Source organism: Actinoplanes sp. SE50/110, assembly GCF_900119315.1.
Taxonomy (GTDB): domain Bacteria; phylum Actinomycetota; class Actinomycetes; order Mycobacteriales; family Micromonosporaceae; genus Actinoplanes.
On record NZ_LT827010.1, the window covers coordinates 6,181,756 to 6,204,314 of the forward strand.

21 protein-coding genes are annotated in these 22,559 nt (G+C 72.0%); 8 read left to right on the forward strand and 13 right to left on the reverse strand.

The genetic code is table 11. The annotated features are described in order from the left end of the window. Positions 1-60 precede the first annotated feature (60 nt). The gene (locus ACSP50_RS27650; protein WP_080128031.1) at positions 61-936 is read left to right on the forward strand and encodes a WD40 repeat domain-containing protein; all 876 of its coding nucleotides are present in this window, start codon (positions 61-63) and stop codon (positions 934-936) included. 455 nt (positions 937-1,391) lie between these two features. On the opposite strand, the gene ACSP50_RS27655 is transcribed toward ACSP50_RS27650, so the two are convergent. After that, a complete protein-coding gene (locus ACSP50_RS27655) occupies positions 1,392-1,814 on the reverse strand; it encodes a GNAT family N-acetyltransferase (RefSeq protein ID WP_014692608.1) in 423 nt (140 codons plus the stop codon). Between the two features lie 38 nt (positions 1,815-1,852). Between ACSP50_RS27655 and ACSP50_RS27660 the strand changes: the two genes are divergently transcribed. Together ACSP50_RS27660 and ACSP50_RS43540 are read left to right on the forward strand one after the other, a co-directional pair. Continuing rightward, positions 1,853-2,491 (forward strand): hypothetical protein, encoded by a 639-nt coding sequence (locus tag ACSP50_RS27660; protein ID WP_014692609.1) that lies wholly within the window; start codon positions 1,853-1,855, stop codon positions 2,489-2,491. Positions 2,492-2,854: 363 nt separating this feature from the next. Next, a complete protein-coding gene (locus ACSP50_RS43540; protein ID WP_197688094.1) occupies positions 2,855-3,628 on the forward strand; it encodes a hypothetical protein in 774 nt (257 codons plus the stop codon). Between the two features lie 15 nt (positions 3,629-3,643). Here ACSP50_RS43540 and ACSP50_RS42340 read toward each other — a convergent pair whose 3' ends face one another. Next, the gene (locus ACSP50_RS42340; RefSeq protein WP_155123638.1) at positions 3,644-3,916 is read right to left on the reverse strand and encodes a hypothetical protein; all 273 of its coding nucleotides are present in this window, start codon (positions 3,914-3,916) and stop codon (positions 3,644-3,646) included. Between ACSP50_RS42340 and ACSP50_RS42345 the strand changes: the two genes are divergently transcribed. Continuing rightward, complete coding sequence (locus ACSP50_RS42345) at positions 3,915-4,211, forward strand: hypothetical protein (RefSeq protein ID WP_155123639.1); 297 nt, start codon at positions 3,915-3,917, stop codon at positions 4,209-4,211. The two genes, ACSP50_RS42340 and ACSP50_RS42345, sit on opposite strands and share 2 nt — an antisense overlap. A gap of 190 nt (positions 4,212-4,401) precedes the next feature. On the opposite strand, the gene ACSP50_RS27675 is transcribed toward ACSP50_RS42345, so the two are convergent. From ACSP50_RS27675 to ACSP50_RS27695, 5 genes are read right to left on the reverse strand one after another with little or no spacing between them, the layout of a single operon-like run. Beyond that, on the reverse strand, positions 4,402-5,625 hold the full coding sequence (locus ACSP50_RS27675; RefSeq protein ID WP_014692612.1) for a hypothetical protein: 1,224 nt from the start codon (positions 5,623-5,625) through the stop codon (positions 4,402-4,404). 37 nt (positions 5,626-5,662) lie between these two features. Next, entirely contained in the window at positions 5,663-6,763 is a 1,101-nt protein-coding gene (locus tag ACSP50_RS27680) for a hypothetical protein (protein WP_014692613.1), read from the reverse strand. Continuing rightward, a complete protein-coding gene (locus ACSP50_RS27685) occupies positions 6,753-7,412 on the reverse strand; it encodes a sugar transferase (RefSeq protein ID WP_014692614.1) in 660 nt (219 codons plus the stop codon). Before ACSP50_RS27685 ends, ACSP50_RS27680 begins: the two co-directional genes overlap by 11 nt. Before the next feature lie 12 nt (positions 7,413-7,424). Further along, positions 7,425-8,681 (reverse strand): nucleotide sugar dehydrogenase, encoded by a 1,257-nt coding sequence (locus tag ACSP50_RS27690; protein ID WP_014692615.1) that lies wholly within the window; start codon positions 8,679-8,681, stop codon positions 7,425-7,427. A gap of 29 nt (positions 8,682-8,710) precedes the next feature. Further along, positions 8,711-10,663: a nucleoside-diphosphate sugar epimerase/dehydratase gene (locus ACSP50_RS27695; RefSeq protein WP_014692616.1), complete on the reverse strand. Its 1,953-nt coding sequence runs from the start codon at positions 10,661-10,663 to the stop codon at positions 8,711-8,713. Between the two features lie 382 nt (positions 10,664-11,045). Here ACSP50_RS27695 and ACSP50_RS27700 point away from each other — a divergent pair, with 382 nt between their 5' ends. Then, complete coding sequence (locus tag ACSP50_RS27700) at positions 11,046-12,152, forward strand: glycosyltransferase (RefSeq protein ID WP_231956727.1); 1,107 nt, start codon at positions 11,046-11,048, stop codon at positions 12,150-12,152. On the opposite strand, the gene ACSP50_RS27705 is transcribed toward ACSP50_RS27700, so the two are convergent. The 4 genes from ACSP50_RS27705 to ACSP50_RS27720 form a co-directional block, all read right to left on the reverse strand. Beyond that, positions 12,085-12,648 carry a VanZ family protein gene (locus ACSP50_RS27705; RefSeq protein ID WP_014692618.1) on the reverse strand — a complete coding sequence of 188 codons (564 nt, stop codon included), beginning with the start codon at positions 12,646-12,648 and terminating at the stop codon, positions 12,085-12,087. The genes ACSP50_RS27700 and ACSP50_RS27705 overlap by 68 nt on opposite strands. A 292-nt stretch (positions 12,649-12,940) precedes the next feature. Then, positions 12,941-13,546 carry a response regulator transcription factor gene (locus ACSP50_RS27710; protein WP_014692619.1) on the reverse strand — a complete coding sequence of 202 codons (606 nt, stop codon included), beginning with the start codon at positions 13,544-13,546 and terminating at the stop codon, positions 12,941-12,943. Between the two features lie 763 nt (positions 13,547-14,309). Beyond that, positions 14,310-15,878, reverse strand: coding sequence for a DHA2 family efflux MFS transporter permease subunit (locus ACSP50_RS27715; RefSeq protein ID WP_014692620.1), 1,569 nt, complete (start codon positions 15,876-15,878; stop codon positions 14,310-14,312). Between the two features lie 136 nt (positions 15,879-16,014). After that, a complete protein-coding gene (locus ACSP50_RS27720) occupies positions 16,015-16,626 on the reverse strand; it encodes a CPBP family intramembrane glutamic endopeptidase (protein ID WP_014692621.1) in 612 nt (203 codons plus the stop codon). Between the two features lie 348 nt (positions 16,627-16,974). Between ACSP50_RS27720 and fusA the strand changes: the two genes are divergently transcribed. Continuing rightward, positions 16,975-18,891 (forward strand): elongation factor G, encoded by a 1,917-nt coding sequence (gene fusA, locus ACSP50_RS27725; RefSeq protein WP_014692622.1) that lies wholly within the window; start codon positions 16,975-16,977, stop codon positions 18,889-18,891. A 196-nt stretch (positions 18,892-19,087) separates the two neighbouring features. On the opposite strand, the gene ACSP50_RS27730 is transcribed toward fusA, so the two are convergent. Further along, positions 19,088-20,092: a hypothetical protein gene (locus ACSP50_RS27730; protein WP_014692623.1), complete on the reverse strand. Its 1,005-nt coding sequence runs from the start codon at positions 20,090-20,092 to the stop codon at positions 19,088-19,090. 201 nt (positions 20,093-20,293) lie between these two features. Here ACSP50_RS27730 and ACSP50_RS27735 point away from each other — a divergent pair, with 201 nt between their 5' ends. Together ACSP50_RS27735 and ACSP50_RS27740 are read left to right on the forward strand one after the other, a co-directional pair. Further along, the gene (locus tag ACSP50_RS27735; protein WP_014692624.1) at positions 20,294-21,505 is read left to right on the forward strand and encodes a sensor histidine kinase; all 1,212 of its coding nucleotides are present in this window, start codon (positions 20,294-20,296) and stop codon (positions 21,503-21,505) included. Continuing rightward, the gene (locus tag ACSP50_RS27740; protein ID WP_043512311.1) at positions 21,424-22,089 is read left to right on the forward strand and encodes a response regulator transcription factor; all 666 of its coding nucleotides are present in this window, start codon (positions 21,424-21,426) and stop codon (positions 22,087-22,089) included. The genes ACSP50_RS27735 and ACSP50_RS27740 overlap by 82 nt, the downstream gene beginning before the upstream one ends. 6 nt (positions 22,090-22,095) lie before the next feature. On the opposite strand, the gene ACSP50_RS27745 is transcribed toward ACSP50_RS27740, so the two are convergent. Next, the gene (locus ACSP50_RS27745; protein ID WP_014692626.1) at positions 22,096-22,515 is read right to left on the reverse strand and encodes a hypothetical protein; all 420 of its coding nucleotides are present in this window, start codon (positions 22,513-22,515) and stop codon (positions 22,096-22,098) included. Between the last annotated feature and the right edge of the window lie 44 nt (positions 22,516-22,559).

Genomic DNA, 22,559 nt, shown 5'->3' on the forward strand with positions numbered 1-22,559 from the left:
GGGTCATGTCGGGGCGCGTCGGAAAACGCATTGTGCCCGTTCGATGGCATCATCCGGGTCATGATCACCGATGCGCGGCTGTTGACGACGCTGACGCTGGACGGCACCGACATGCTGGTCTCCGCGGACACCGGCACGGTCCGGGTCACCGACCCGCGCACCGGCCGGCCGGTCAGCGAGGCGGCGATCGGTGGGATCACCGCGATCGTGGCGTGCCCGACCGGCTGGCGGGACCCGGTGATCGCGGTCGGCGCGGACAGCGGGCTGTACTGGGTCGAGGCGCGCACCGGGACCGTCCGGCACGAGGAGGGCGGAATCGCGGCGATGTCCGCGTGGGCCGGCACGCTGCTGGCCGCCGCCGGGCACGCGCCGGGCACGCTGCTGCGCTGGGATGCCGGCACCGGCGCCCGGCTGGAGCCGCTCGGCAGCCACCAGGAGCCGATCACCGCGGTCACCGTCCTGCACGGCCCGGTCGTCTGCACCGGCGACCGCACCGGCACGATCCAGCGCTGGAACCCGCGCACCGGCGCCCGGACCGCGCCCGCGCTGACCGTCGGCGACGAGGCGGTGCTGGCGCTGGCCCCGGCCCCGCTGCCGGACGGCCGGCTGCTGATCGCCGCCGCCACCGCCGACCTGCACCGCTGGGACGCGGTCACCGGCGAACCGGTGGGCGTGCCGGTGGTGGTCGACAGCACCGCGGTGACCACGCTGACCGCGACCGTGGTCAACGGGCGCACCGAGCTGATCACCGCGGGGCACGACGAGGTGGTGCGGCGCTGGGACGCGGAGACCGGCCTGCCGGTGGGCGAGGCGGTGCCCGGCCGCTCAGCCACCGTGCTGCGCCGGCACGGGGTGCTCACCCTGGCGGTCGGCACCCTGGACGGCCGCCTCGACCTGCGCTCGCTCGGCCAGCCCCATCCGGACCGTCGCATCTGACCGGCGGTGCGCGATCGGGGCTGCGGCGATCGGGGCTGCGGCGATCGGGGCTGCGTCGATCGGGGCTGCGTCGATCGGGGCTGCGTCGATCGGGGCTGCGGCCATCGGCGCCGTGGTCGTCATCACCCTGCTCGTCCGCCGGCTGCTCGTGCCCGGCGGCAACGACGCGCTGCAGTCCGCCACCCGGGATCTCTGGTCGGCCGCCGCTGCCGGCGCCGCCGTCCTGGCCGTCGTCCCGTTCCGCGGCAACCTGGCCACGGCCCTGGCCCCGGCGCCGCCGGCCACCCTCCCGGTCGCCCTGGCCGTCTGGCTGCGCTACCTCACGAACGGGGCGGACGCGGCCGGCGTCGTCCGCATCCACGTGATGAACCCACTGGCCATGCTGGCCCCGGCCATCCTGCTCACCGCCCTGGCCACCCTGGCCCACCGGACAACGAGGACCAGCCTGCCGCTCGTCAGAGTTCCTTGCGCAGGTGGACGTCGTCCCGGCCGGTCGTCGGGACCGACTCCCAGCGGAAGATCTCCCGGTAGCCGAGCCGCTGGTAGAAGGCCGGCGCCTGAAAGGTGAAGGACGTGACGAACACGTGCGTGCACCCCCGGCTTCGCGCCTCGCTCTCGAAGGCGGTCATCGCCCCCGTCCCGACCCCGGTGCCCCGGTGATCCTCGCGCACCCAGGTCATCCCGATGCCGGCCGCCTGGCCCCAGGTCCACCCGGAGACCCCGGCGACCAGCTCGCCCTCCTGCTCGACCCGGACCGTGAGTTCCTCGGCCGGAGCGACCTCCGGCGTCGCGGCCGCATTGAACCTGTCCAGTTCGTCGCTGAGCACCCGGTTGAGGGAAGGGTCGGCCTTACCGACCTTGGTGAGGATCTCCGCCATGCCGGGATCGTGTCACAAGCCGATGGGATCATGAATCGATGACCGACTGGGACCGGTTCCGCCACGAGATCTCGTGGTTCCTCGACGATGGGCAGACCGCGACCGTGGGCGATCCGCAGCCCTGGGACCGCGAGCCGGTCGACGGCCTGCCCGTCCTGTCCGCGTTGCTGGCGACGGCGACCCGCACGCCGGTCACCGTGGACGACGACCACTTCGAGTTGCTGGCCTGGGGCCCGCCCGCCGAGCGGCGCGGCTGGCTGTGCCGGCCCCCGCGCGCCGAGGCGGACCTCACGGTGCCGCGCGTCCACCGGGACTTCTGGGCGGTCTGCGGCGGCCTCGTCGAGCGGTTCGGCGAGCCCTCGTCCTGGTGGGAGAACCAGAACGAGGTGCTCACCGCGCAGGCCGCCGCGGAGCCGGTGGAGGGGCCGTTCGACGCCTACGCGTGGATCTGGGAGGGTGCCACGCCCCTTGAGCCGCGGGACCACTATCCGGTCGCGGTCGAGGCCAACGGCAACCTGACGCTGGCCCGGCGGACCGACGGCCGGCTGCTGCTCTTCGCGCCGGACCACGCCTTCGACGGGGTCACCGCGATCGCCGACGGACTGCTCACCATCGACGGCGTGCCGGATCTCGCCACCTGGATCGAGGTGTGCGCCACGGCCTGGCTGCCGGAGTAGAGCACCACAAGGGTCAGGCGGCGTCCCGGTCGCGGCCCGGGATGGTCATCCCGTGGTACCGGGCGGCCGGATCCGTCGCGGTCGCCCGGCGGGTTCCCGCCGGCCGCGGGGCTCGATCGTGCGGTCCGGCGCCCCCGGGAACTCGTTGCGCCCAAAGAGAAGCCGGCCCAGACAACACCGTTCAACGCCACGCCGCGGCAATCGGCATGCCGGCCGTTCCCCGGATCGCGCGGCACGCACGGTCACTGTCCCCGCGAGCCCGGGCCGGCCGAGGGATGGGCGGCGACTTCGACCGCCACCGGCACCGCGGAATCGTAGGGTGGGATCCGTTGATCATGCTGACCGCGGGAGGGGACGATCCGGTTGAGTTTTGACCTTGCCGTTCTGGCGATCGACGGGTGGACCGACGTTTCCGAGGTCGCCGCAATGGCCCATCGGTGCCAAGCCCCCGGCCATGTCGAAGGGGAACTCGACGAACGGATCGTCGGCTTCTATGAGCGGCTGCGCGCACGATTCCCCGACCATCCGCCGTACCCGGACCCGGATGACTGCCCGTGGATGTCGATGCCACTGGACGTCGGCATCGATCACGTGTTCATGTGCCTGAGCTTCAGTGAACGCAGCCACCCTGCGACCACGCTGATCGCGGAGTTGGCGACCGAGTACGAACTGACGCTCTGGGACCCGCAGGACGGGTCGGCTCACCGTCCGGTGACAGCACCTTCCCGCCAGGACGTCGAGGCCTGGTGGCGTGATCTGCTCGACGGCCGGTGCAGCCGAGAGGAAACGTTCGACCGCGTCCGTCCGTGGGTCGAAGACCCGCCCGATGCCGTCGAGGATCCGATCACCATGATGGGTCTGCAGCAACTGCACGGCTTCGCCCTGACCGTCGACGGGCGTGCGGGCCATCTTCACGACGACCAGGAGGTCCGAGCCGGGTTCGAGCAATGGCTCACCCACGGGACACGATTCGACGCCGACCCCGCCGGCTGGCGGCGAGACCGCTATCGCCAGGCGCTCCTGGCAGTCCTGCGCGACCAAGGCCGGCAGCACGCCCGGACTCTCGCGAAGCGCATGGTGGCGGCAGACTGGCTGTCCACGGAAGACGCCGAACAGATCCTGCGCTCACAGCACTGAACTCTCGCCTCACCATCAACGCTGGTTCAGAGAAGAAACCGCGACCCGCTGGTTGCGACGGAACCAGCCGATCCAGCCTTCGACGCCGTACCATGGCGTCGATACCGTGATGGGGACCGGTGAGCGGTCCACCTGGCCGTCCCACCCGATGACGGAGGAAGCCGAGCCCATGACGAACGCTCGATTGATCGAACGATTGATCGACGAGGCGACCCAAGCATCTGACTGGCGCAGCGATTGCACGGACTCGGGCCGCCTCCCCGTCTTCAACCTCTGGGGATCGGTCATGTACCTGACCCCGGCCGGTGAGGTCGTCATCGACCACGAAGAAGACAGCCAGGCGCGGCTGGCCGAGCCGGCCGAACGCGACTTCGCGCTTGCTCGAGCAGCTGAGCAGTATCCCGAGCTCGCTTACCTGAAGCCAGCAAAGCCACTGGATGCGGTCATGTGCAACCTATGCACCGGACGTGGCTGGTTGAGCGTCGTCCAGGGCACACTCCCGTCCTCGCAGAACGCAGACCAATCCAAGCCGTTCTTCTACTGCCCGGAATGCGCCAGCCTCGGTTGGACCATGGCCGGCTGACTCCAACCGCCTTGTCGCCCCGACTGGCAGCACGCGATTGACCGTGAGTACACCTGCTCCGCGCACATGGCCTCGCGACTCGGCGACACGGGCCCCGCCTCGAACCCGTGGCGCTTCCCGTACGGCTGTTCCATCTGCCCGAGGAAGTCACCCGGGTCGCCCGTTCCGCGTTCGACGCTTCGGCCCCAGGTCAGGCGGCGTCGCGGTCGCGGCCCGGGATGATGATCTCGCGATGCCGAGCCGGCCGGCGCGACTCGGGCAACTGCGGGCCCACCCGGGCGGGCCAGATCCGTTGCGGCCGGTCGGCGAGTTTGGGCCGGTCGCGGGGCACGAGGGTGCGATCCGGCGGCACCCAGATCGGCAGCGGCGCCCACGACGGTCCCCACCATACGACCGTGCCGTAGCCGCGGACCAGCGGCGGCTGCAGCGCCGGCCAGCGGGCCTCGATCGGGATCGCCAGCCGCCACGCCTGCAGCGGCACCAGCGCGGTCACCGGATGGCCGGGCGCGCCGGGCAGCACCGGGAGGGGCGGGGCCGGGAGGGCGTGGGGTTCGGCGCCGGCGGGCAGCGCGGCCGTCTCGTCGAGGGTGGCGGTCGCCGGGGCGCTGGCCAGGACGACCGCGCAGCCCACGGTGATCACCGCGGCGGCCAGGGCGACCGGCCACCAGCCGGGCCGGAACGTGTCGCCGAGCAGGGTCAGCGCGATCACCGACGGGGCGATCACCTCGGCCGTCCAGTGGATCGCGGTGACCCGGCCGACCTCGCCGCTCTGCAGGGCGTTGGCATACATGACCATGCCGTTGGCGGCGAACAGCAGCAGCACGTACGTCAACGGCTCGCCGAGGATCGCCATCGCGGCCGAGCCGACGGTGCGCATCTGTTCGTCGGGCAGGTGCAGGGCGCGTCCGCCGAGGGCGGCGGCGCCGACCGAGAGGCCGCCGATGGTGGCGATCAGGCCCGGCGATCCGATCCTGGTGGCCGCGAAGCCGAGACCGAGGACCACGATCAGCGCGCCGATGAAGCTCAGCCGCAGCGTGAATGAGGCGGCGACGACGTGCTGCTGGCCGGCCGACATGGCCAGCCCGGCGAGCGCGCCGATCGTCACCCCGATCGCCGCGACGTCGCGTTTGCGCAGTGGGGAGCCGAGGAAGGCCCAGGCGGCGAAGGCGGTCAGGGCGAGCGAGCCGGCCAGCACCGATTCGACCAGGTAGACGGCGAGTTGGCGGAGCGCGACCATGGAGCCGAGCCACGCGGTCATGTCGAGGCCGATGCCGACGAGGTACAACGGGTGGCCGAGGGTGGTGACCGCGCTGGTGCTGCGCCGGGCGCCGACGGCCTGCAGGATCGAGCCGGCCGCGTAGCAGAGCGAGCCGAAGACGGCGATGCCCAGCGCGATCCAGCCCCCGGCGGTCATTGCGATCGACCACCGTCACCGAAAGTGCACGCACCCCTCACGCCCTGATGATATGGCCGCTCCTCGATTCGCGCGAGGCCTGCGACGTGACCACTTCGGCCATCCGGGAGACATCGTCCGAGCTGCAACGATGATCAACCGGCAGGGTGAGCATCCGGTCGGCGAGGCCGGCCGCTTCGGGGTCGCCGCTCCACCACCGGGCGCGGTCCTGCCGCCAGTGCACCGGGGCGTAGATCCGCTCCGCGGCCAGCAGCGCGAGCAGCGTGTCACGATCCTTTTCGGACCGCAGCGCGAGTTGTACGCGGAACGGCGCGACGTCCGCCGCTCCCCGGGCGAATCCCAGGATCTCATCGGCCGAACGGCCGTGCAGCGCCGTCCGCAGCGCATGCGCGTTCCGGCTGCTCGCCGCGCGGATCCCCAGCACATCCAGCAGCGGCAGCACCGCCCGGGTCACCGTGCTGGCCGGCCCGTCGCTGCCCAGCAGCGCCCCCTCACCCTGTCGCTGCAGCGCCCGGAACGCCTCCTTGGGTACCGGCTGCCCGTCCAGCCAGCCGGCCTTGAGCAGCATCGCGGCGAGTTTCTGGGCGGCGCCGGGGCTCTCCGCACCGGCCGGCGCGGGCAGCGGGCGACCGGCCGGTGACCACACCAGCCCGCCGTCCGGGAGCGGCAGGGTCTTGCGGAGGGAGGCCACGACGTACGCCGCGATGCTGTTGCGCGCCCACCCGCTGAACGGATCGTGCGAGTGGTCCTCGACCACCGCGATCCCGGGGTGGGCCCGGATCCAGGCGTCCCAGGGCGCCTTGTCGTCCCACCCGAACAGGTTCTGCGCGAGGACCACGTCGCCGCCGCGGACCCGCAGCGTCTCCCAGTGCGGCCCGTGCCCGTCCGGCAGGTGCCGGTAGAAGGTGACCGGCAGGCATTCGGTGAGCGCCTCGGCGACCCCGGTGCAGAAGTACGACGGCACGTGCAACCGTCCGGCCGGGGCCAGCACGCGCAGCACCGCGCGGATCGCCCCGCAGCCGGTGGCGAAGAGTTCCCGCCGCGCCGGCACCCAGCCGGGCAGGCCGCCGCGGTCCTCGCCGACCAGGGCGAGCGGGTCCCAGTGGAATTCGGAGCCGATCTCCCGGTCAGGCGGCACGGCCCAGCTCCTGGGTAGCGTCCACGGCGGAGCGGGCGATGTTGAGCGTGTCGACGTGCACCGGCGGCTCGGCGCGGCGCAGCCCGGTCACCGTCCGCGCGAGGATCTTCAGGTCGAGCAGCGGCGTCCAGTGGTCGATGTACCAGCGGTCCAGCACGAACCGGGCCGGCCAGTCGATGTCGTCGCGGCCGTTGACCTGCGCCCATCCGGTGATCCCGGGCCGCACCTCGAGGCGCCGGGCGTCCTCGGCCGAGTAGTTGGCCACCTGCGGCAGCACGTCCGGCCGGGGGCCGACCAGGTTCATCCGGCCGGTCAGCACGTTGATCAGCTGGGGCAGCTCGTCGAGGCTGGTGCGGCGCAGGATCCGGCCGCAGCGGGTGATCCGTGGGTCGTCCTGCAGCAGGCCGAACGGGTCGGCCATGCCGAGTTGCGCGCTCATCGCGACACTGTTGTGCACCATCGACCGGAATTTGAGCATCCGGAACGGCCGGCCGTCCTTTCCGGCCCGGGCCTGCACGAAAAGCACGCCCTTGCCGTCGGCGATCCGCACCCAGAGCGCGACGGCGAGGATCAGTGGCGACAGCAGAAGGAGAGCGACCAGGGCGACGAGTTGGTTGAGGACATTCCAGATCGGGCGTACGAGGTCCACGATTCCCCCGTTTCAGATCGATTCCACGTTGGTTCCGGTGATCCGGTGCCGGGTGTCCAGCACGTAGGTGGCGTGCTCGACCACCTCGTCGAGGTCGAACGCGTCGTGATCGGCGAGCAGCACCACGGCGTCGGCCGCGGCGATCACCTCTCGCGTGGCGCGGACCCGGGTGACCCGCTGGTCGACGTGCGCGTCCTCGACCACGTGCGGGTCGGCGGCGAGCACCTCGGCGCCCATCTCCAGCAGCAGCGCGGCGACCCGGCGGGCCGGCGACTCCCGGGCGTCGCCGCTGTTCTTCTTGTAGGCCAGGCCGAGCAGCAGCACGGTGGACCCGTTGACCGCTCGACGGCGGCGGTTCATGGCGACCACGAGCCGTCGTACGACGTAATCGGGCATGTGGTTGTTGATGTCGTTGGCCAGCTCGACGAAACGGAAACTCTGGCCGAGGGTCCGCTGCACCCGCCAGGACAGGTACGACGGGTCGATCGGCAGGCAGTGCCCGCCGACCCCGGGGCCGGGCACGAACCGCATGTAGCCGAACGGCTTCGACGACGCGGCGTCGATCGCCTCCCAGACGTCGATGCCGAGGTCGTGCGCGTACACCGCGAGCTCGTTGACCAGCGCGATGTTGACGTGCCGGAACGTGTTCTCCAGGAGTTTGGCCAGCTCGGCGACCTTGGGGTCGGAGACCGGCACGGTGGTCTCCACCACCGAGGCGTAGAAGGCCTGCACCCTGGCCAGCGACTCCGGGTTGATCCCGGAGACCACCTTCGGGGTGGTGGCCAGGTGCCACTGCCGATTGCCCGGGTCGATCCGCTCCGGGCTGTATCCGAGGTGGAAGTCCTCGCCGGCGATCAGGCCGGAACCCTCCTCCAGCAGCGGGCCGACCAGCTCGGTGGTGGTGCCGGGGTAGGTGGTGGACTCCAGCGCGACGGTGGCGCCGGGGCGCAGGTAGCGGGCCAGGGTGCGGGCCGACTCCTCGATGTGGCGCAGGTCGGGGGTGCCGTCACGGAGCGGGGTCGGCACGGCGATCACGGCGACGTCGAAGCCGGCGCACGTCCGGGGGTCGGCCGAGGGGTGGAAGTTGCCGCCGGAAAGGACCTGCTGGAGCTGTCCGGAGGTGATGTCGTCGACGTACGACTCGCCGGCGGCCAGGCGTTTGATCCGGTCCTCGTCGACGTCGTAGCCGACGACGTGGTGGCCGGCCTCGGCCGCCCGGACGGCCAGCGGCAGCCCGACATAACCCTGACCCGCGATGACCACCCGCATCGGGATTCTCCTGTCTCTCTTGGTCCGGCTCACGGGTGCCGCCCCAGGCGCATGGTGAACTCGGCGTGACGTCTGCTGCCACCGGACCGCGGCGCCGGCGGCTTCTCGACCCGGCCGGGCAGCGCCGGACTCTCGGCCAGCCAGCGCAGCACCGCGATCAGGTCCTCGCGCGGCGAGCGCGGGTCGAGCAGCGACAGCACCGCCCCGTCCAGCGGTGGCACCGGCGCCTGCGAGATCAGCGGATGGTTCGGCCGGTGATCCGGCTCGTCCGGTCCGAGCAGCACCTCGGCGAGCTTCTCGCCGGGCCGCAGACCGGTGTAGACGATCCGGATGTGCCCGCCGGCACTCTCCGCGATCCGCTTGGCCACGTCCGCGATCCGCACCGGCTCGCCCATGTCGAGGACCAGCACCTCACCCCGGCTGGCCACCGCGCCGGCCTGCACGACGAGCTTGACCGCCTCCTGCACGGTCATGAAGTACCGGTTCACCTCGGGATCGGTGACGGTGATCGGCCCGCCGGCCTCGACCTGCGCGGCGAACGCGGTCAGCACCGACCCGCGGCTGCCGAGCACGTTGCCGAACCGGACGCTGGTGTACGTGCCGGGCGCGGCCGCGTCGGCCGCCGCGGTCAGCCGTTCGGTGATCCGCTTGGAGTAGCCGAGCACGCTGCACGGGTCGGCGGCCTTGTCGGTGGAGATGTTGACCAGCCGGTCCACGTTGTGCCGGATGGCGGTCTGCAGGATCTGGTAGGTGCCCAGGATGTTGGTCTTGAGCGCCTCGGACGGGTGCATCTCCAGCAGCGGCAGGTGCTTGAGCGCCGCGGCGTGGAACACCACGTGCGGCTTGTGCTCGGCGAACACCTCGTCGAGGCGCTGCTGGTCGCGGATGTCGGCGACCACCAGGTTGCGGTCGTCGAGCATGCCCTTGCCGTCCAGCGACAGCTGCACCGCGTGCAGGCCGGACTCGTCGCGGTCCAGCATCACCAGGGTCGCCGGGTTGAACTGGGCGACCTGCCGGCACAGCTCCGAGCCGATCGAGCCGCCGGCCCCGGTGACCAGCACCCGGCGGCCCTGCAGGTAGCCGGCGACCGCGGCCAGGTCGATGCTGATCTCGCGGCGGCCGAGCAGATCGGCGTGGCTGACCGGGCGGATGTCCTCGACCCGCACGGTGCGGCCGAACAGCTCGACCACCCGGGGCACCACCTTGACGTCCACATCCAGCGGCGCGGCCAGGTCGGTGAGCGAGCGGATCAGCTCGGCGCCGGCGCTCGGGATGGCGATCACCACGGTGTCGGCGCGCAGGTTGCGGACCACCTCGGCCATCGCGTGCCGGTTGCCGGCCACCGGGACGCCCATGATCTGCCGGGTGCGTTTGGCCGGATCGTCGTCGAGCAGCGCCACCGGCACGTACGGACTGGACGGGCTGCGCAGCATGGCCCGGATCACCTGGGTGGCGCCCTCGCCGGCGCCCATCACCACCACCCGGGTGCCGGCCTGGTGCGGGCGCAGCCGCTGGTCGTGCAGCAGGCGGACGGCATACCGGACACCGGCCGCGAGGACCAGCCCGGTCAGCCCGGCGCCGATGATCGCGGACCGCGGGACCAGCCGGCCGAGCAGCGTGTCCAGCACGAACACCGCGGGCGTGGTGATCGCCGCGGTCTTGGCAAGAGCGAGAATCTCTTCGAAGCAGCCGTACGACCACCGCCCGGTGTACAGCCCGGTCCACAGCCCGGCGACCGTGTGCACCACAGCCGCGACCAGGGACAACTCCATCAGGCCGGCGCCGTTGAGGTATTCCGGGTGGCCGTCGTGGCGCAGCAGGGTGGCGATGAGCAGGGCGGTGGCCAGGGCCAGCGCGTCGGCGCCGGCCCGGGCGGCCTGACCGGGCAGCGCCGCGCGGAACCACGGCGCGGCCCGGCCGGGCCAGGCGGCTGGGGCTGGATCCGCGGCCGGGTCGCCGGCGGCGGCTCGCCGTGTCTGCATGGAATTCCCCCTCGTACGTCGCCGGCGGCAACCGGCCGCGGATCATGCATTCGACTTCGACGCCTTTTCGGGCCTATTGCCGGCCATTCGCGGTTTTCAGGGTTTCAGGTGGCGAGGATAGGTTCACAGTGGCAATTGTCATGGACAAGACGAATATTTTTCACGTTCTTTGAATGTGTCCTGGCCCGGCCCCGGATTGACATTTCGGGTCGGTTTTACCGGCCATTCGGCCGACCATGTCATATCGATGATGAAGGATCATCACATTAGACGTGACATCTGCGACTTTCGCTTCACCCACCATTCCGGCACCGTTCTGGCAGGGCCGTCGCAAGGGTTCTGTCGACTATGCGACCGGGAGATGACGATGAGGGTGCTGCACGTGATCAGCACTGCGTCCGAGGGCAGCGCCGCACATCAGCTCAGGCTGCTGCTGCCGCGGCTGCCGCACGACAGCGAGGTGGTGAGTCTCGGCCCCGGCGGCCTGATCAGCGGGGTGCCGGTGCATCAGCTGGGTACCGCCCGCGATCGGGACCCGGCCGCGATCGTCCGGCTGCGCGCACTGATCCGTCGCGGTCACTACGATCTGGTGCACACCCACCTGTACCGGGCCTGCGTGCAGGGACGGATCGCGGCCCGGCTGGCCGGGGTGCCGCACATCGTCGCCACCGAACACCACCTGGGCCGGCCCGGCGCCACCCGGCTCGGCCCGTTCTACCTGCTCAGCGAACGCCTCGGCGAGATGACCATCGCGGCCACCGCGTCGATCGCCGGACGGCTGCGCGGGTGGGGCGTGCCCGACCGGCGGATCACCGTCGTCCCGCGTGCCATCGATCCCGGCGAGTACCGGTTCGATCCGGCCCTGCGCGCCGCCGCCCGCCGCCGCCTCGGCGTACCCGGCGGCACGGCGGTGATCGGCGTGACCGGCCGGCTGCACCCGGCCAAACGTCACGACCTGCTGATCCGCGCGCTCACCGAGGTGCCCGGCGCGGTGCTGCTGCTGGCCGGCGACGGTCCGGCCCGGCCCGCCCTGCACCAGTTGGCGATCATCGAGGGGGTGGCCGACCGGGTGATCTTCGCGGGCGCGGTGCGGCATCCTCGGGAGATGCTCTGCGCGATGGACATCTACGCCAGCACCGACCCGCACACCTGGGGCCTGTCCGTGCTGGAGGCCATCGCGGCCGGGCTGCCCGCGGTCTACGCCGCGTGCCCGCCACTGGAGGAACGCCGAGCCGCCCGGGCGCCGGTGCGCGGCACCTACCGGCTGTCACCACACGACCGGGAATCCCTGCCCCGGGCGTTACGCGCGGAGGTGCTCTGCCTGGCGGAGCGGCGCGGCACCCGGATGCCGGCACGCACGGCCGGGCTCCGGTACGACGCGGATCATCTCGCCGCGACCGTGGGCCAGATCTACGACCGGCTCACCCGGGCCGCACCGTCTGCGGGGCCACTCCGGTCACTGCGGCACGGAGACGCTCCACCCGCATGAGGCGGTGCCACACCACGAAGCCGACAATCGTCCCGATCGTGTTGGAGAGCAGGTCGTTGACGTCGGCCCAGCGGGTGCCGTGCACCGTCAGGATCATCACGAGCTGGGTCGTCTCGATGCTCAGGCTCAGCAGGAAACCGGTCCGGACCACCCACAGTCTGTCGACGATGCCGAAGTTCAGGTGCAGCAGGGCGGCCAACGGCAGCGTCATCATCATGTTCAGCACGAAGTCGCGGCGGCGCATGCTCAGCGTCGGGACCAGCAGGATGCGGTAGGTGGCCGGCGGCCCGGCGCCCGGCCCCCACGACAGGTGGGCCGGCAGCATGGTGGCGCCGAGGACGGCCACCGCATACCAGCACAGCGCCCATGCCACGACCAGGCGTCGGGTGGTCAGCCGTCCCTGCCGGCGCAACCACCACCAGGAGAGCACCATCAGGACGGCGCCCAGCGGCAGCAGGACGGGAAGTGCCGGAATCTCCAGGCGGTCAACAAGCATCGAAACCCACGCTAGCCGAACCGGTTTGCCGCATCGTGAACTCCCGGCTTCCGCACCTCGGCCGGCCCTCCCTCAGGCCCCCGCGCACCCACCCCGACGCCGCCTTCTCCCACCGCGCACCCTCACCGCTCCCGCAGCTTTCCGCGCGCCGATGCGCTTTTCCGCGCCCACCGATGTGCTCTTCCGCACGCTCCTGCGCTTTCCGCACGCTCCTGCGCTTTCCGCACGCTCCTGCGCTTTCCGCGCCCCTGCGCTCTGCCCCGCGGGCCGCTGCGCTTTTCCGCGCGCACCTCTATCGCAGCCAGCCCTCTTTGCGGGCGATCCGGATCGCGTCCAGGCGGTTGCGCGCCCCGGTCTTGGAGATGACCGCGGACAGGTAGTTCCGCACCGTACCCCCGGAAAGATAGAGCCGCCCGGCGATCTCCTTGACCGACTCGCCCTCCGCCGCCAGCCCCAGCACCTCGAGCTCCCGGGTGCTCAGCCCCCGATCGGTGTTCAGCGAGGCGGCCTGCAGCATCGGCGACACCACCCGCTCCCCCGCCGCGAGCCGCCGCACCGAATCCGCCAGCGCCGCCCCCGCCGCGCTCTTGGTCAGAAAGTTCATCCCGCCGTTCCACCGCCGCGGCGGCAGCATGCCCCGTTTCGACGGGTCGCAGAGCAGCAGCATCGCGCAGGACGGGATCGCGGTGTGCAGCGCGTCCGCGATCGGCAGCACCTGACTCACCATGTACTCCGTGTCGATGACGATCACCGCCGGCCACAGCTGCGCGGCGCGTGCCGCCAGCTCGCCGTTGATCGGCAGCGTGGTCACGTAGTGCATGTCCGGTTCGGGTTCCAGGAACGTGCGCACCGGGACACCGAAATATCCCTCGTCTCTGACCACCACGACCCGGATCATCACACCACCCTCCCCGATGGGCCCCGCCCCCGAAGGCACGGCGCCGACCCTGTCAGGAACGCTCGACGCACTAATTTTTAGACGACTCGGGACCTATTCTGCGAGGGCCTCACAAGTCGATCCGATAAAGATCTCCAACGGGACGGTCCGGTGCGGGGCAAAGGGGATTCACGGCCCGCGCCAACCACGGGTCACCTTCATAAAGTAACCGTCCGAAACGCTCCGTGCACGTTCTGTCGACCGTTCGACGGAGTCAAGTCCACCAGATCAACGAATCCGTTCACCGAAACGCTGACAGCGCTCCAAGGTCACCTCTTGCCGAGGGCCCACAAAGCCCGCTAAGCTCACATTTCCGACACGTCGCCGGCCATTCTGCCCGCCCGGAAATGGCGACACCCGCACGCCGGCCGAATAGATCACCAATAAATTGATCACGGACTTCGACCGATTCGGATTATTGGATGACGCAGGCGGTGGTGCCCGCTTCGTCGCGGCCGAGGCCCCGCGGCGTGCCGGGGATGACCGGCCCGAGGGGGCCCGCAGAGGAATCCGGACGCGCCGGGACCGCTTCGTCGCGGCCGAGGCCCGCGGCGTGCCGGGGATGACCCCGGCCCGAAGGGGCCCGGCAGAGGAATCCGGACGCGCCCGGACCGCGTCGTCGGCGGGAGAGACAGCGAAGGCGCCCCGCAGCGGGAGCGCCTTCACCGGTCGAGCGTCGACGCGCGACGACCGGGGCGGCGACAGCACCGCCCCGGCGACGGCGTCAGTGCACGATGACCGGGGCGGCCGGCGCACCGTCCGCGGCGAGCTGCGACTCCTGGCGCTTGCGTGGCAGGAAGAACGCCGGGATCAGCGTCGACAGGGTCAGCGCGAAACCGACCCAGAACGTCGTCGCGAACGAGTCGGCAACGAACGCCAGACCGCGGTGCAGCAGGTCGGCCGGAACCGCCTGGGCGATCTTCGGGTCGCTCCAGGAGGCGATGGCGACGCCGGCCTCGGTGACCGGGGAGCCGTCCGGGGCGGTCATCCCGGGGACCACCGCCGAGTCGTTGAGCTGGTTGGTCAGGATCACCGACATCATCGCGGTGCCGACCGAGCCGGCGATCTGCTGCAGGATGTTGAGCAGCGTGGATCCGCGGGCCACCTCGTGGCTGGTGAGCGTCTTCAGCGCGGAGGTCATGATCGGCATCATGGTGCCGCCCATGCCGAGGCCCATCACGAAGAGCGAACCGCACAGCAGCACGTACGACGTGTCCGTGCCGACCTGGGTGAACGTGAAGAACCCGGCCGCGATCAGAAGCAGCGCGAACGGCACCGTGCGGCCGACCGGGATCTTGTCGGCGAGCATGCCGGCGATCGGCATGGTGACCATGGCGCCGATGCCCTGCGGGGCCATCAGCAGACCGGCGTGCAGCGTGGATTCGCCGCGCACCTGCAGGAAGTAGCTCGGGAACAGCAGGCCGGCGCCCATGAACGCGATGGTGAACACGGCGAGCGTGATGGTGGCGACGCTCAGGTTCCGGTTGCGCAGCAGGCGCAGGTCGAGCAGCGGGTGCTTCGGCTTGAACGAGTAGATCACGAAGGCGATCACCAGCAGCCCGCCGACCAGCATCGGCGCCCACACCCTGGTGGCCGTGAAGCTGCCCTCGCCGGGCAGCGAGGAGACGCCGTACAGGAAGGCGGCGAGGCCGGGCGAGAGCATCAGCATGCCGAGGAAGTCGAACGACTCGGACGGCTCGGGGCTGTCCTTGGCCAGCGCGAACCACGAGTAGACCAGGGCGATCGCGCCGATCGGCAGGTTGATCAGAAAGATCCAGTGCCAGTTGGCGGCCTCGATCAGCCAGCCGCCGAGGATCGGTCCGCCGATCGGGCCGAGCAGCATCGGGATGCCGAGCACGGCCATCAGCCGGCCGATCCGCTCCGGGCCGGCGGCGCGGGTCAGGATCGTCATGCCGAGCGGCATCAGCATGCCGCCGCCGAGGCCCTGCAGCACGCGGTAGGCGACGAGCTGGCCGATGCCGTCGGCGGTCGAGCAGAGCACCGAGCCGAGGGTGAACAGCAGCAGCGCGGTCATGTAGAGCCGTTTGGTGCCGAACCGGTCGGCCGCCCAGCCGGTCAGCGGGATGACCGTGGCCAGAGCCAACGTGTATCCGGTCATGGTCCAGGCGACCTGCGCGTACGTCGCGTTGAACTCGCGTTGGAAGGTGGGCAGCGCGACGCTGACCACGGTCACGTCGAGGATCGACATGATCGCACCGAGGACGACGACCCCGGCGATCTTGAGGACGGCGGCGTCGAGCTTGGCCGGCGCAGCCTCGGTTCGGCTTGTCAAAGCAGACTCCAATGGCCGCGTGGGCCCACGCGGCGGATCGTCCGGACTTCTCCCGGCGGTACGCCCCCCTTGCGGGGCCGGCCCGCCGTGTCACGGCGCTGAGCCTAGCGGTCGGACACCCCTGGCCACCCCTGGTTTATCCGGCACCGGCCTGTGGCCTGCCCCACTGAACCCCGGTTCTCGTCACGTGGGCCGCGGCGAGCACGCCGATCCCGTCGACCGCCCAGTGCACCAGCGCCGGGGCGAGCAGTCCGCCGCCGACCGCCCGGAGCACGCCGAGCAGCACACCGGCCACCCCGGTCACCACCGCGTCGGTCCACGGGCGTTCCGGGGCGAGGTGCCAGAGCCCGAACAGCACGGCGGTCACCGCGGTCGCCGCGACCGCGCCGTGATCGCGGTCGAGCAGGCTCCACAGCACCCCGCGGAAGGCGACCTCCTCGAAGACCACGGTGGCCAGCGGCACCTCGATCAGGGCGGTCAGCCACGGGCGGTCGTACGTCGTCCGGAACAACCGCCGCGCGGCGGGCAGTCGCACCGCCACGGCGTATCCGACGCCGATCAGCACGACGGCTGCCGCCGCGTACCGCCAACCGGAGACGGTGAGTCCCGCCTGCCGTGCGGTGCGGCCGGAGACCGTGATCAACAAGGCCGCGGCCAGCGGCCCGGTGACCGGTTGCGCCCAGCCGGGCCCGAACCTGGTCCAGAGCCGGACCAGGCCGATGATCCCGACGACCGCGACGACGGTCAATCCGGGCCGTACGACGTGAGCGCCTCGCGCACCCGGGCAGCGCTCGTGCCGAGCGTCACCGGACCCACGCCGCGCGGTGGAGCGAGCTCGAACAGCACGCCTCCACGATAAAGCGCTCGACGCCGGGGATCGAGGCTCCTATCTTCGTCTCGTCGCGCTGTGCACATCGAAGGGGGTCGTCCATCATGCGGACCCCCGTGTCGCGTTTCGACCTGATCCTCGTGTCTGGTGTGCCCGGTCCCGGCCGCGCCACCGGGGCTGGACGTCCCTGACCGCCTGGTTGTCCTCTCGCCGGCGGCCGGATGGGCGCACGTCCACGACCGTTCGCACATCGAAGGTTCGACCATCATGCGTGTCCGTAATCTCGGCATCCTCGCCCACGTCGACGCCGGCAAGACCACCCTGACCGAGCGCATCCTGTTCACCACCGGCGCCACGCACAAGCGCGGTGAGGTCCACGACGGCACCACCGTCACCGACTTCGACCCGCAGGAGCGCGATCGCGGCATCACCATCTTCGCGGCCGCGGTCAGCTGTGACTGGGCCGGTCACCGGCTCAACCTGATCGACACCCCGGGCCACGCCGACTTCTCCGACGAGGTGGAGCGCGCGCTGCGGGTCCTCGACGGCGCAATCGCCGTATTCGACGGGGTCGCCGGCGTGGAGCCGCAGTCCGAGGCGGTCTGGCGCACCGCCGACCGCTACCGGGTGCCGCGGATCGCCTTCGTCAACAAACTGGACCGGGCCGGCGCCTCGCTGACCGCGGTGGCCGAGTCGATGCGCGTCCGCCTCGGCGTGGTGCCGCTGCTGGTCCAGTTCCCGCTGGGTGCGGAGGGCGCCTTCCGCGGCGTCGTCGACCTGGTCGGCCGGCGCACGCTGACCTGGGCCGACGGGGTGCTCTCGGTGCACGACGGGATGCCGCCGGAGGCGCTGCCGGCCCGCCGGGAGCTGGAGGAGCAGGTGGCCGGGCTGCATCCGGCCGCGTTGCAGGAGTGGGGCGACATGTCGGACGCCACGCTGCGCGACGCCCTGCGGGACCTGACCCGGTCCGGCGAGGCGGTCGTCGTGCTGTGCGGCTCCGCCTACCGCAACCGGGGCATCGAGCCGCTGCTCGACGCCGTCACCGACTACCTTCCGGCGCCGGCCGTCCCGGCCGGTGCCGACCCCGTGGCGCTGGTCTTCAAGGTGCACACCGCGCGGGCCGGCCGCCTCACCTATCTGCGCGTCTACCAGGGCACGATCGTGAAGGGGGACACCGTGTGGGACGCGGGCGCCGGCCGCACCGAACGCATCGCCCGCATCCTGCGGGTGCAGGCCGACCGGCACACCGAGATCGACCGGGCCGCCGCCGGGGACATCGTCGCGGTCACCGGGGTCAAGCACGCTCCGGTCGGCGCCACCCTGTCCAGCCGGGCGCACCCGGTGCGGCTGGAGGCGCCGCGGATCACCGAGCCGCTGGTGTCGGTGGCCGTCGAGGCGCGCACCCGGGCGGACGCCGAGCGGTTGCCGCCGGCGCTCGCCGCGCTGGCCGAGGAGGATCCCTCGCTCAGTGTCCGGGTCCATCCCGAGACCGCCCAGACCATCCTGTCCGGCCTGGGGGAACTGCACCTGGAGGTGGCCCTGGAGAAGCTGCGGCAGCGCACCGGCCTGCGGGTCACGGTGGGCCGCCCGCAGGTCGCCTATCGGGAGACGGTCCGGCGGGGCGTGCGGGATCTCCTCTACCGCCACGTCAAGCAGGACGGTGGCGCCGGTCAGTTCGCGCACGTCGTGCTGACCGTCGCCCCGGCCGGGGACACCGGTTTCGCCTTCGAGTCGGCGGTGACCGGCGGCCGGGTGCCGGCGGAGTACATCCGCGCGGTCGAGGCCGGCTGCCGGGAGGCCCTCGGCGACGGCCCGCTCGGCGGCCACCCGGTCACCGGGCTGCGGGTCACGCTGACCGACGGCCGGACGCATCCGAAGGACTCGTCCGAGCTGGCCTTCCGCACGGCCGGCAAGCTGGCGCTGCGCGAGGCGCTGCGGGCCTGCGTGATGGAGCTGCTGGAACCGGTGGCCGAGGTGACGGTGACCGCGCCCGCGGACACGCTGGGTGCGGTGCTCAGTGACCTGGCCGCGCGCCGGGCCCAGGTGACCGACTCGGGCGAGCGGACGGTCACCGCGACCGTGCCGCTGGCCGGGCTGTCCGGGTACGCGACCCGGCTGCTCAGCTGCACCCACGGCCGCGGCACCTTCACCAGCCGCCCGGCCGGCTACCGGCCCGCGGCCTGAGATCGGCCGGTCAGCCGGCAACCGGCCCGCGGCCGGAATCGGCCGGTCAGCAGGCTACCGGCCCGCGGCCCGAAATCGGCCGGTCAGCAGGCGGCCGGCCGGCGGCGTGAAGGCGGCCGGCCGGCCGGCTACCGGGCCGGGGAGTGACCCAGCCGGCCGGGCCCGCACCCGCGGGTCCGGCCGGCCCCCGTCCGGATCAGCCGACCGCGTGCAGCCGGTCCGTCTCCCCGAGCGGCGCCTTCGCCCGGATCCGCCGCGCCACGTACCAGAGGATGGCCAGCGCCGCGGCCGCGTAGACGAGGTGGCTGATCAGATCGAGCACGAAACCCGCGCTGTGCGCGAAGAACGTGTGCCAGGTGTACGTCAACAGCGCCGCCGCCGTGATCGCGAACCGGTGCCACGGTCCCCAGCCGGCCCGCCGTGCCCACCGCGACACGACCACGGCGGTGCCGAGCGTGGCCACCAGCATCAGCACGACGCCCGGCACCGTGGGCACGATCGACCAGGTCACGCTCATGAACAGGAGACCGGCCAGGATGCCGGTGGCCAACACCACCCACGGGCCGGGCGCGGTGCCGGGCACCGGGCGGGCCGCCGGTTCGGTGGCGGCCGGGCGGGGCAGCAGGAACGCGACCACGATCAGCACGACGGCGATCCCGACGATGCTCAGCGCCTGCGGCGACGACTCCAGGAAACCGTGGCTGAGGCTGGGGTCGGTCCGCGTGGCGTTGAAGACGGCGAAGCCGCCGCCCAGCATCAGCACCGTGATCACGGTGAGTCCGATCCGGCCGAGCCAGGGCCGGGTGCGCCGGGTGCTGCTCTCCTCGACCAGGGAGATCGGCACGCTGATGCTCCATACGGTGTGCAGGGTCAGCACGAACACCACCCAGGGCAGCGCGGTGCCGATCGCCGGGATGTAGCCGGGGTCGAGCAGATGCTGGTCCAGATAGTCCTTGTTGAACAGGGACTGGGTGATCAGGCCCTCCTCCAGCACCCCGTAGGCGAGGGCCAGGGTGACGATGGTCGGCCAGCCGCGGCCGGTGCGGCGGGTCACCTCGCGGATCAGCACCGCGGCACCGCCGTACATCGGGGCGAACACGAAGATCAGCGGTAACAGCGTGATCGCGAAGTCTCCCAGAAAGAACTCCCCGACCAGGGGGCTGAGGAAGAACAGTGCGAAGACCGGCGACAGGCGACGCATCGTCATGGTCCTTTCGAAAGGCACCGAAGGGCTACGCCGAAGGACACTAGGACCATCGGGACCGGCCGCGCGTCGGCTCATGAATCGATATTCATCGTCCCCCGCAGGGTCGAGTGTGGACGATCTCCACCCGTGGGTGGAGACGAGATCTCGAACCGCCGCCCGACGCCGCCCGGTGCCACCGGCCCGTAGGTTGTTCGTGTGACGCAGACTCCGCACCGCGCCGGTCCCGAATGGACGTGGGCCCTGAACGCCGGGCGCGCCATCACGCTCGTCGTGCTGGCCGGCGCCACCGTCGCGCTCGCCGCGCCGGAGCACCGCGTGCTCGCGGCGATCGCGCTGGCGGTCAGCTTCTGCGGCTCGGCCTACGGCTTGCGGCAGGGCCCGGAGCGGTGGATCCAGCGGCTGCTCGGCCTCGCCCTGTTCGCCGTCGGCGGGGTGGCGCTGCTCGCCGCCGACGGCCGCGCCCCGGGCTGGCTGGCCTGCGGCGTGGCGATCATCGCCGGAGTGGCCCGGCTGCCGCTGCGGCCCGGCCTGGTCTTCGCCGGCGCGGTGGTGGCCGCCACCTGCCTGGCGCCACTGGCCCGCGGCGCCGGCCGGGACGTCCCGCTGATGGCCGCGATCTGTGCCGCCGCGCTGGTCGTCGCCCTGGTGATCAGCGGCGCGCGCAACCGCGCCGTCACCGCCGAGCAGCTGCTGGAGGCCGAGCAGGCGGCCCGCGAGTCGGCCGCCGAACGCGACCGGCTGGCCGAACGCCAGCGCATCGCCCGCGAGCTGCACGACATCCTGGCGCACACGCTCTCCGCCCAGACCGTCCAGCTGGAGGGCGCGCGCCTGCTGCTCGACCGCGGCGCCCTGGAGCCGGCCCGGGAACGGATCCTGGTGGCCCAGCGGATGGCCCGCGACGGCCTGGAGCAGACCCGGCGCGCGGTGCAGTCGCTGCGCGGCGACGCCCGTCCGCTGGTCGAGGTCCTGCGCGCGCTGGCCGCCGACGCCGATGCGCGGTACGCGGAGTCGGGCGAGCCCTGGCCGCTCACCCCGCCGGAGGCGCTCACCGTGGAACGCACGGTGCAGGAGGGTCTCACCAACGCCCGCAAGCACGCCCCGGGCGCGACGGTCACCGTGCTCGTCGCCTACACCCCGGACGAGCTGCGGGTCGAGGTCAAGGACACGGGGTGGCACGGTAACGCCGCCGAGGCCGTGGCGCCGGCGGACATCCCGCCCGGCGGCGGGTACGGCCTGACCGGCATGCACGAGCGCGCCGCGCTGATCGGCGCCGATCTGCTCACCGGCCCGGACGACTCCGGCCCGGACGGAAAGGGATACCGGATATGTCTGACGCTGCCCAGGAGCGGCCCATCCGCGTCGTCATCGCCGACGACCAGCGCATGGTCCGCGACGGTGTCCAGCTAATGCTGGAGTTGATCGACGGTGTCGAGGTGGTCGCGCTGGCCACCGACGGCAACGAGGCGATCGCCGCGGTCGCCGCGCACGATCCCGACGTGGTGCTGATGGACCTGCGCATGCCGCACTGCGACGGAACCACCGCCACCCGGCGGATCCGGGCCGAGCACCCGCGCACCCAGGTGATCGTGCTGACCACGTTCGCCGACGACAGCGACGTGCTGGCCGCGCTGCGGGCCGGCGCCCGGGGTTACCTGACCAAGGACGCCGCGGCCGAGGAGGTGCACCGCGCCGTGCACCGGGTCGCCGCCGGGCACGCCGACCTGGACCCGTCGGTGCAGCGGCGCCTGCTCACCTGGCTGCCCGCCGGGTCACCCGGCCCGGCCGGCGCGGGCGCGCAGGGTCTCACCGAACGGGAGCTGGACGTGCTGCGCCTGATCGGGTCCGGGCTCACCAACGGCGAGATCGCCGCCTACCTCAAGGTGTCGGAGTCCACGGTGAAGACGCACGTGAACCACGTGTTCGCGAAGATCAGGGTGCGGGACCGCGCGCAGGCCGTCACCTTCGCCTTCCGTAACGGCATCGCCTCGTGAGAACCCTCAGCCGGTGACGCCCGCGGTGGTCACCGGCGGCTCGGTGGGGCCGAGCCGCACGTCGGTGCGGGGCGGCTCGACCGGGATCGGCGCGGCGCCGGCCCCGGCTCTGGGCAGCGGGCGGCGCGGCTGGACCCGGCCGGAGCTGCCGCCGCGGCCCGGATAGATCAGCAGGCCGTTGACCGGGTCGGGCACCGCGTCCAGGGCGGCCCGCACGGCCGGCAGATCGCGGTAGTCGGCGAAGCGTTCCTCGGTCCGGAACGCGATCTCGAACAGCACACCCCAGGTGTGCCGGTGCCACTGCCACTCGAAGGCCCCGTGCGTGACGGCGGCCTCGACCAGCGCGTTCCCATACGAATCCTGCCAGCGGGCGGCGGAGAGCCGCGGCCCGTCGAGCACCTCGATCGACCACCAGTGCAGCTCCATGGCATCCAATGTACGACCGCGCCGCACCGGGAAACGGGCCAAAT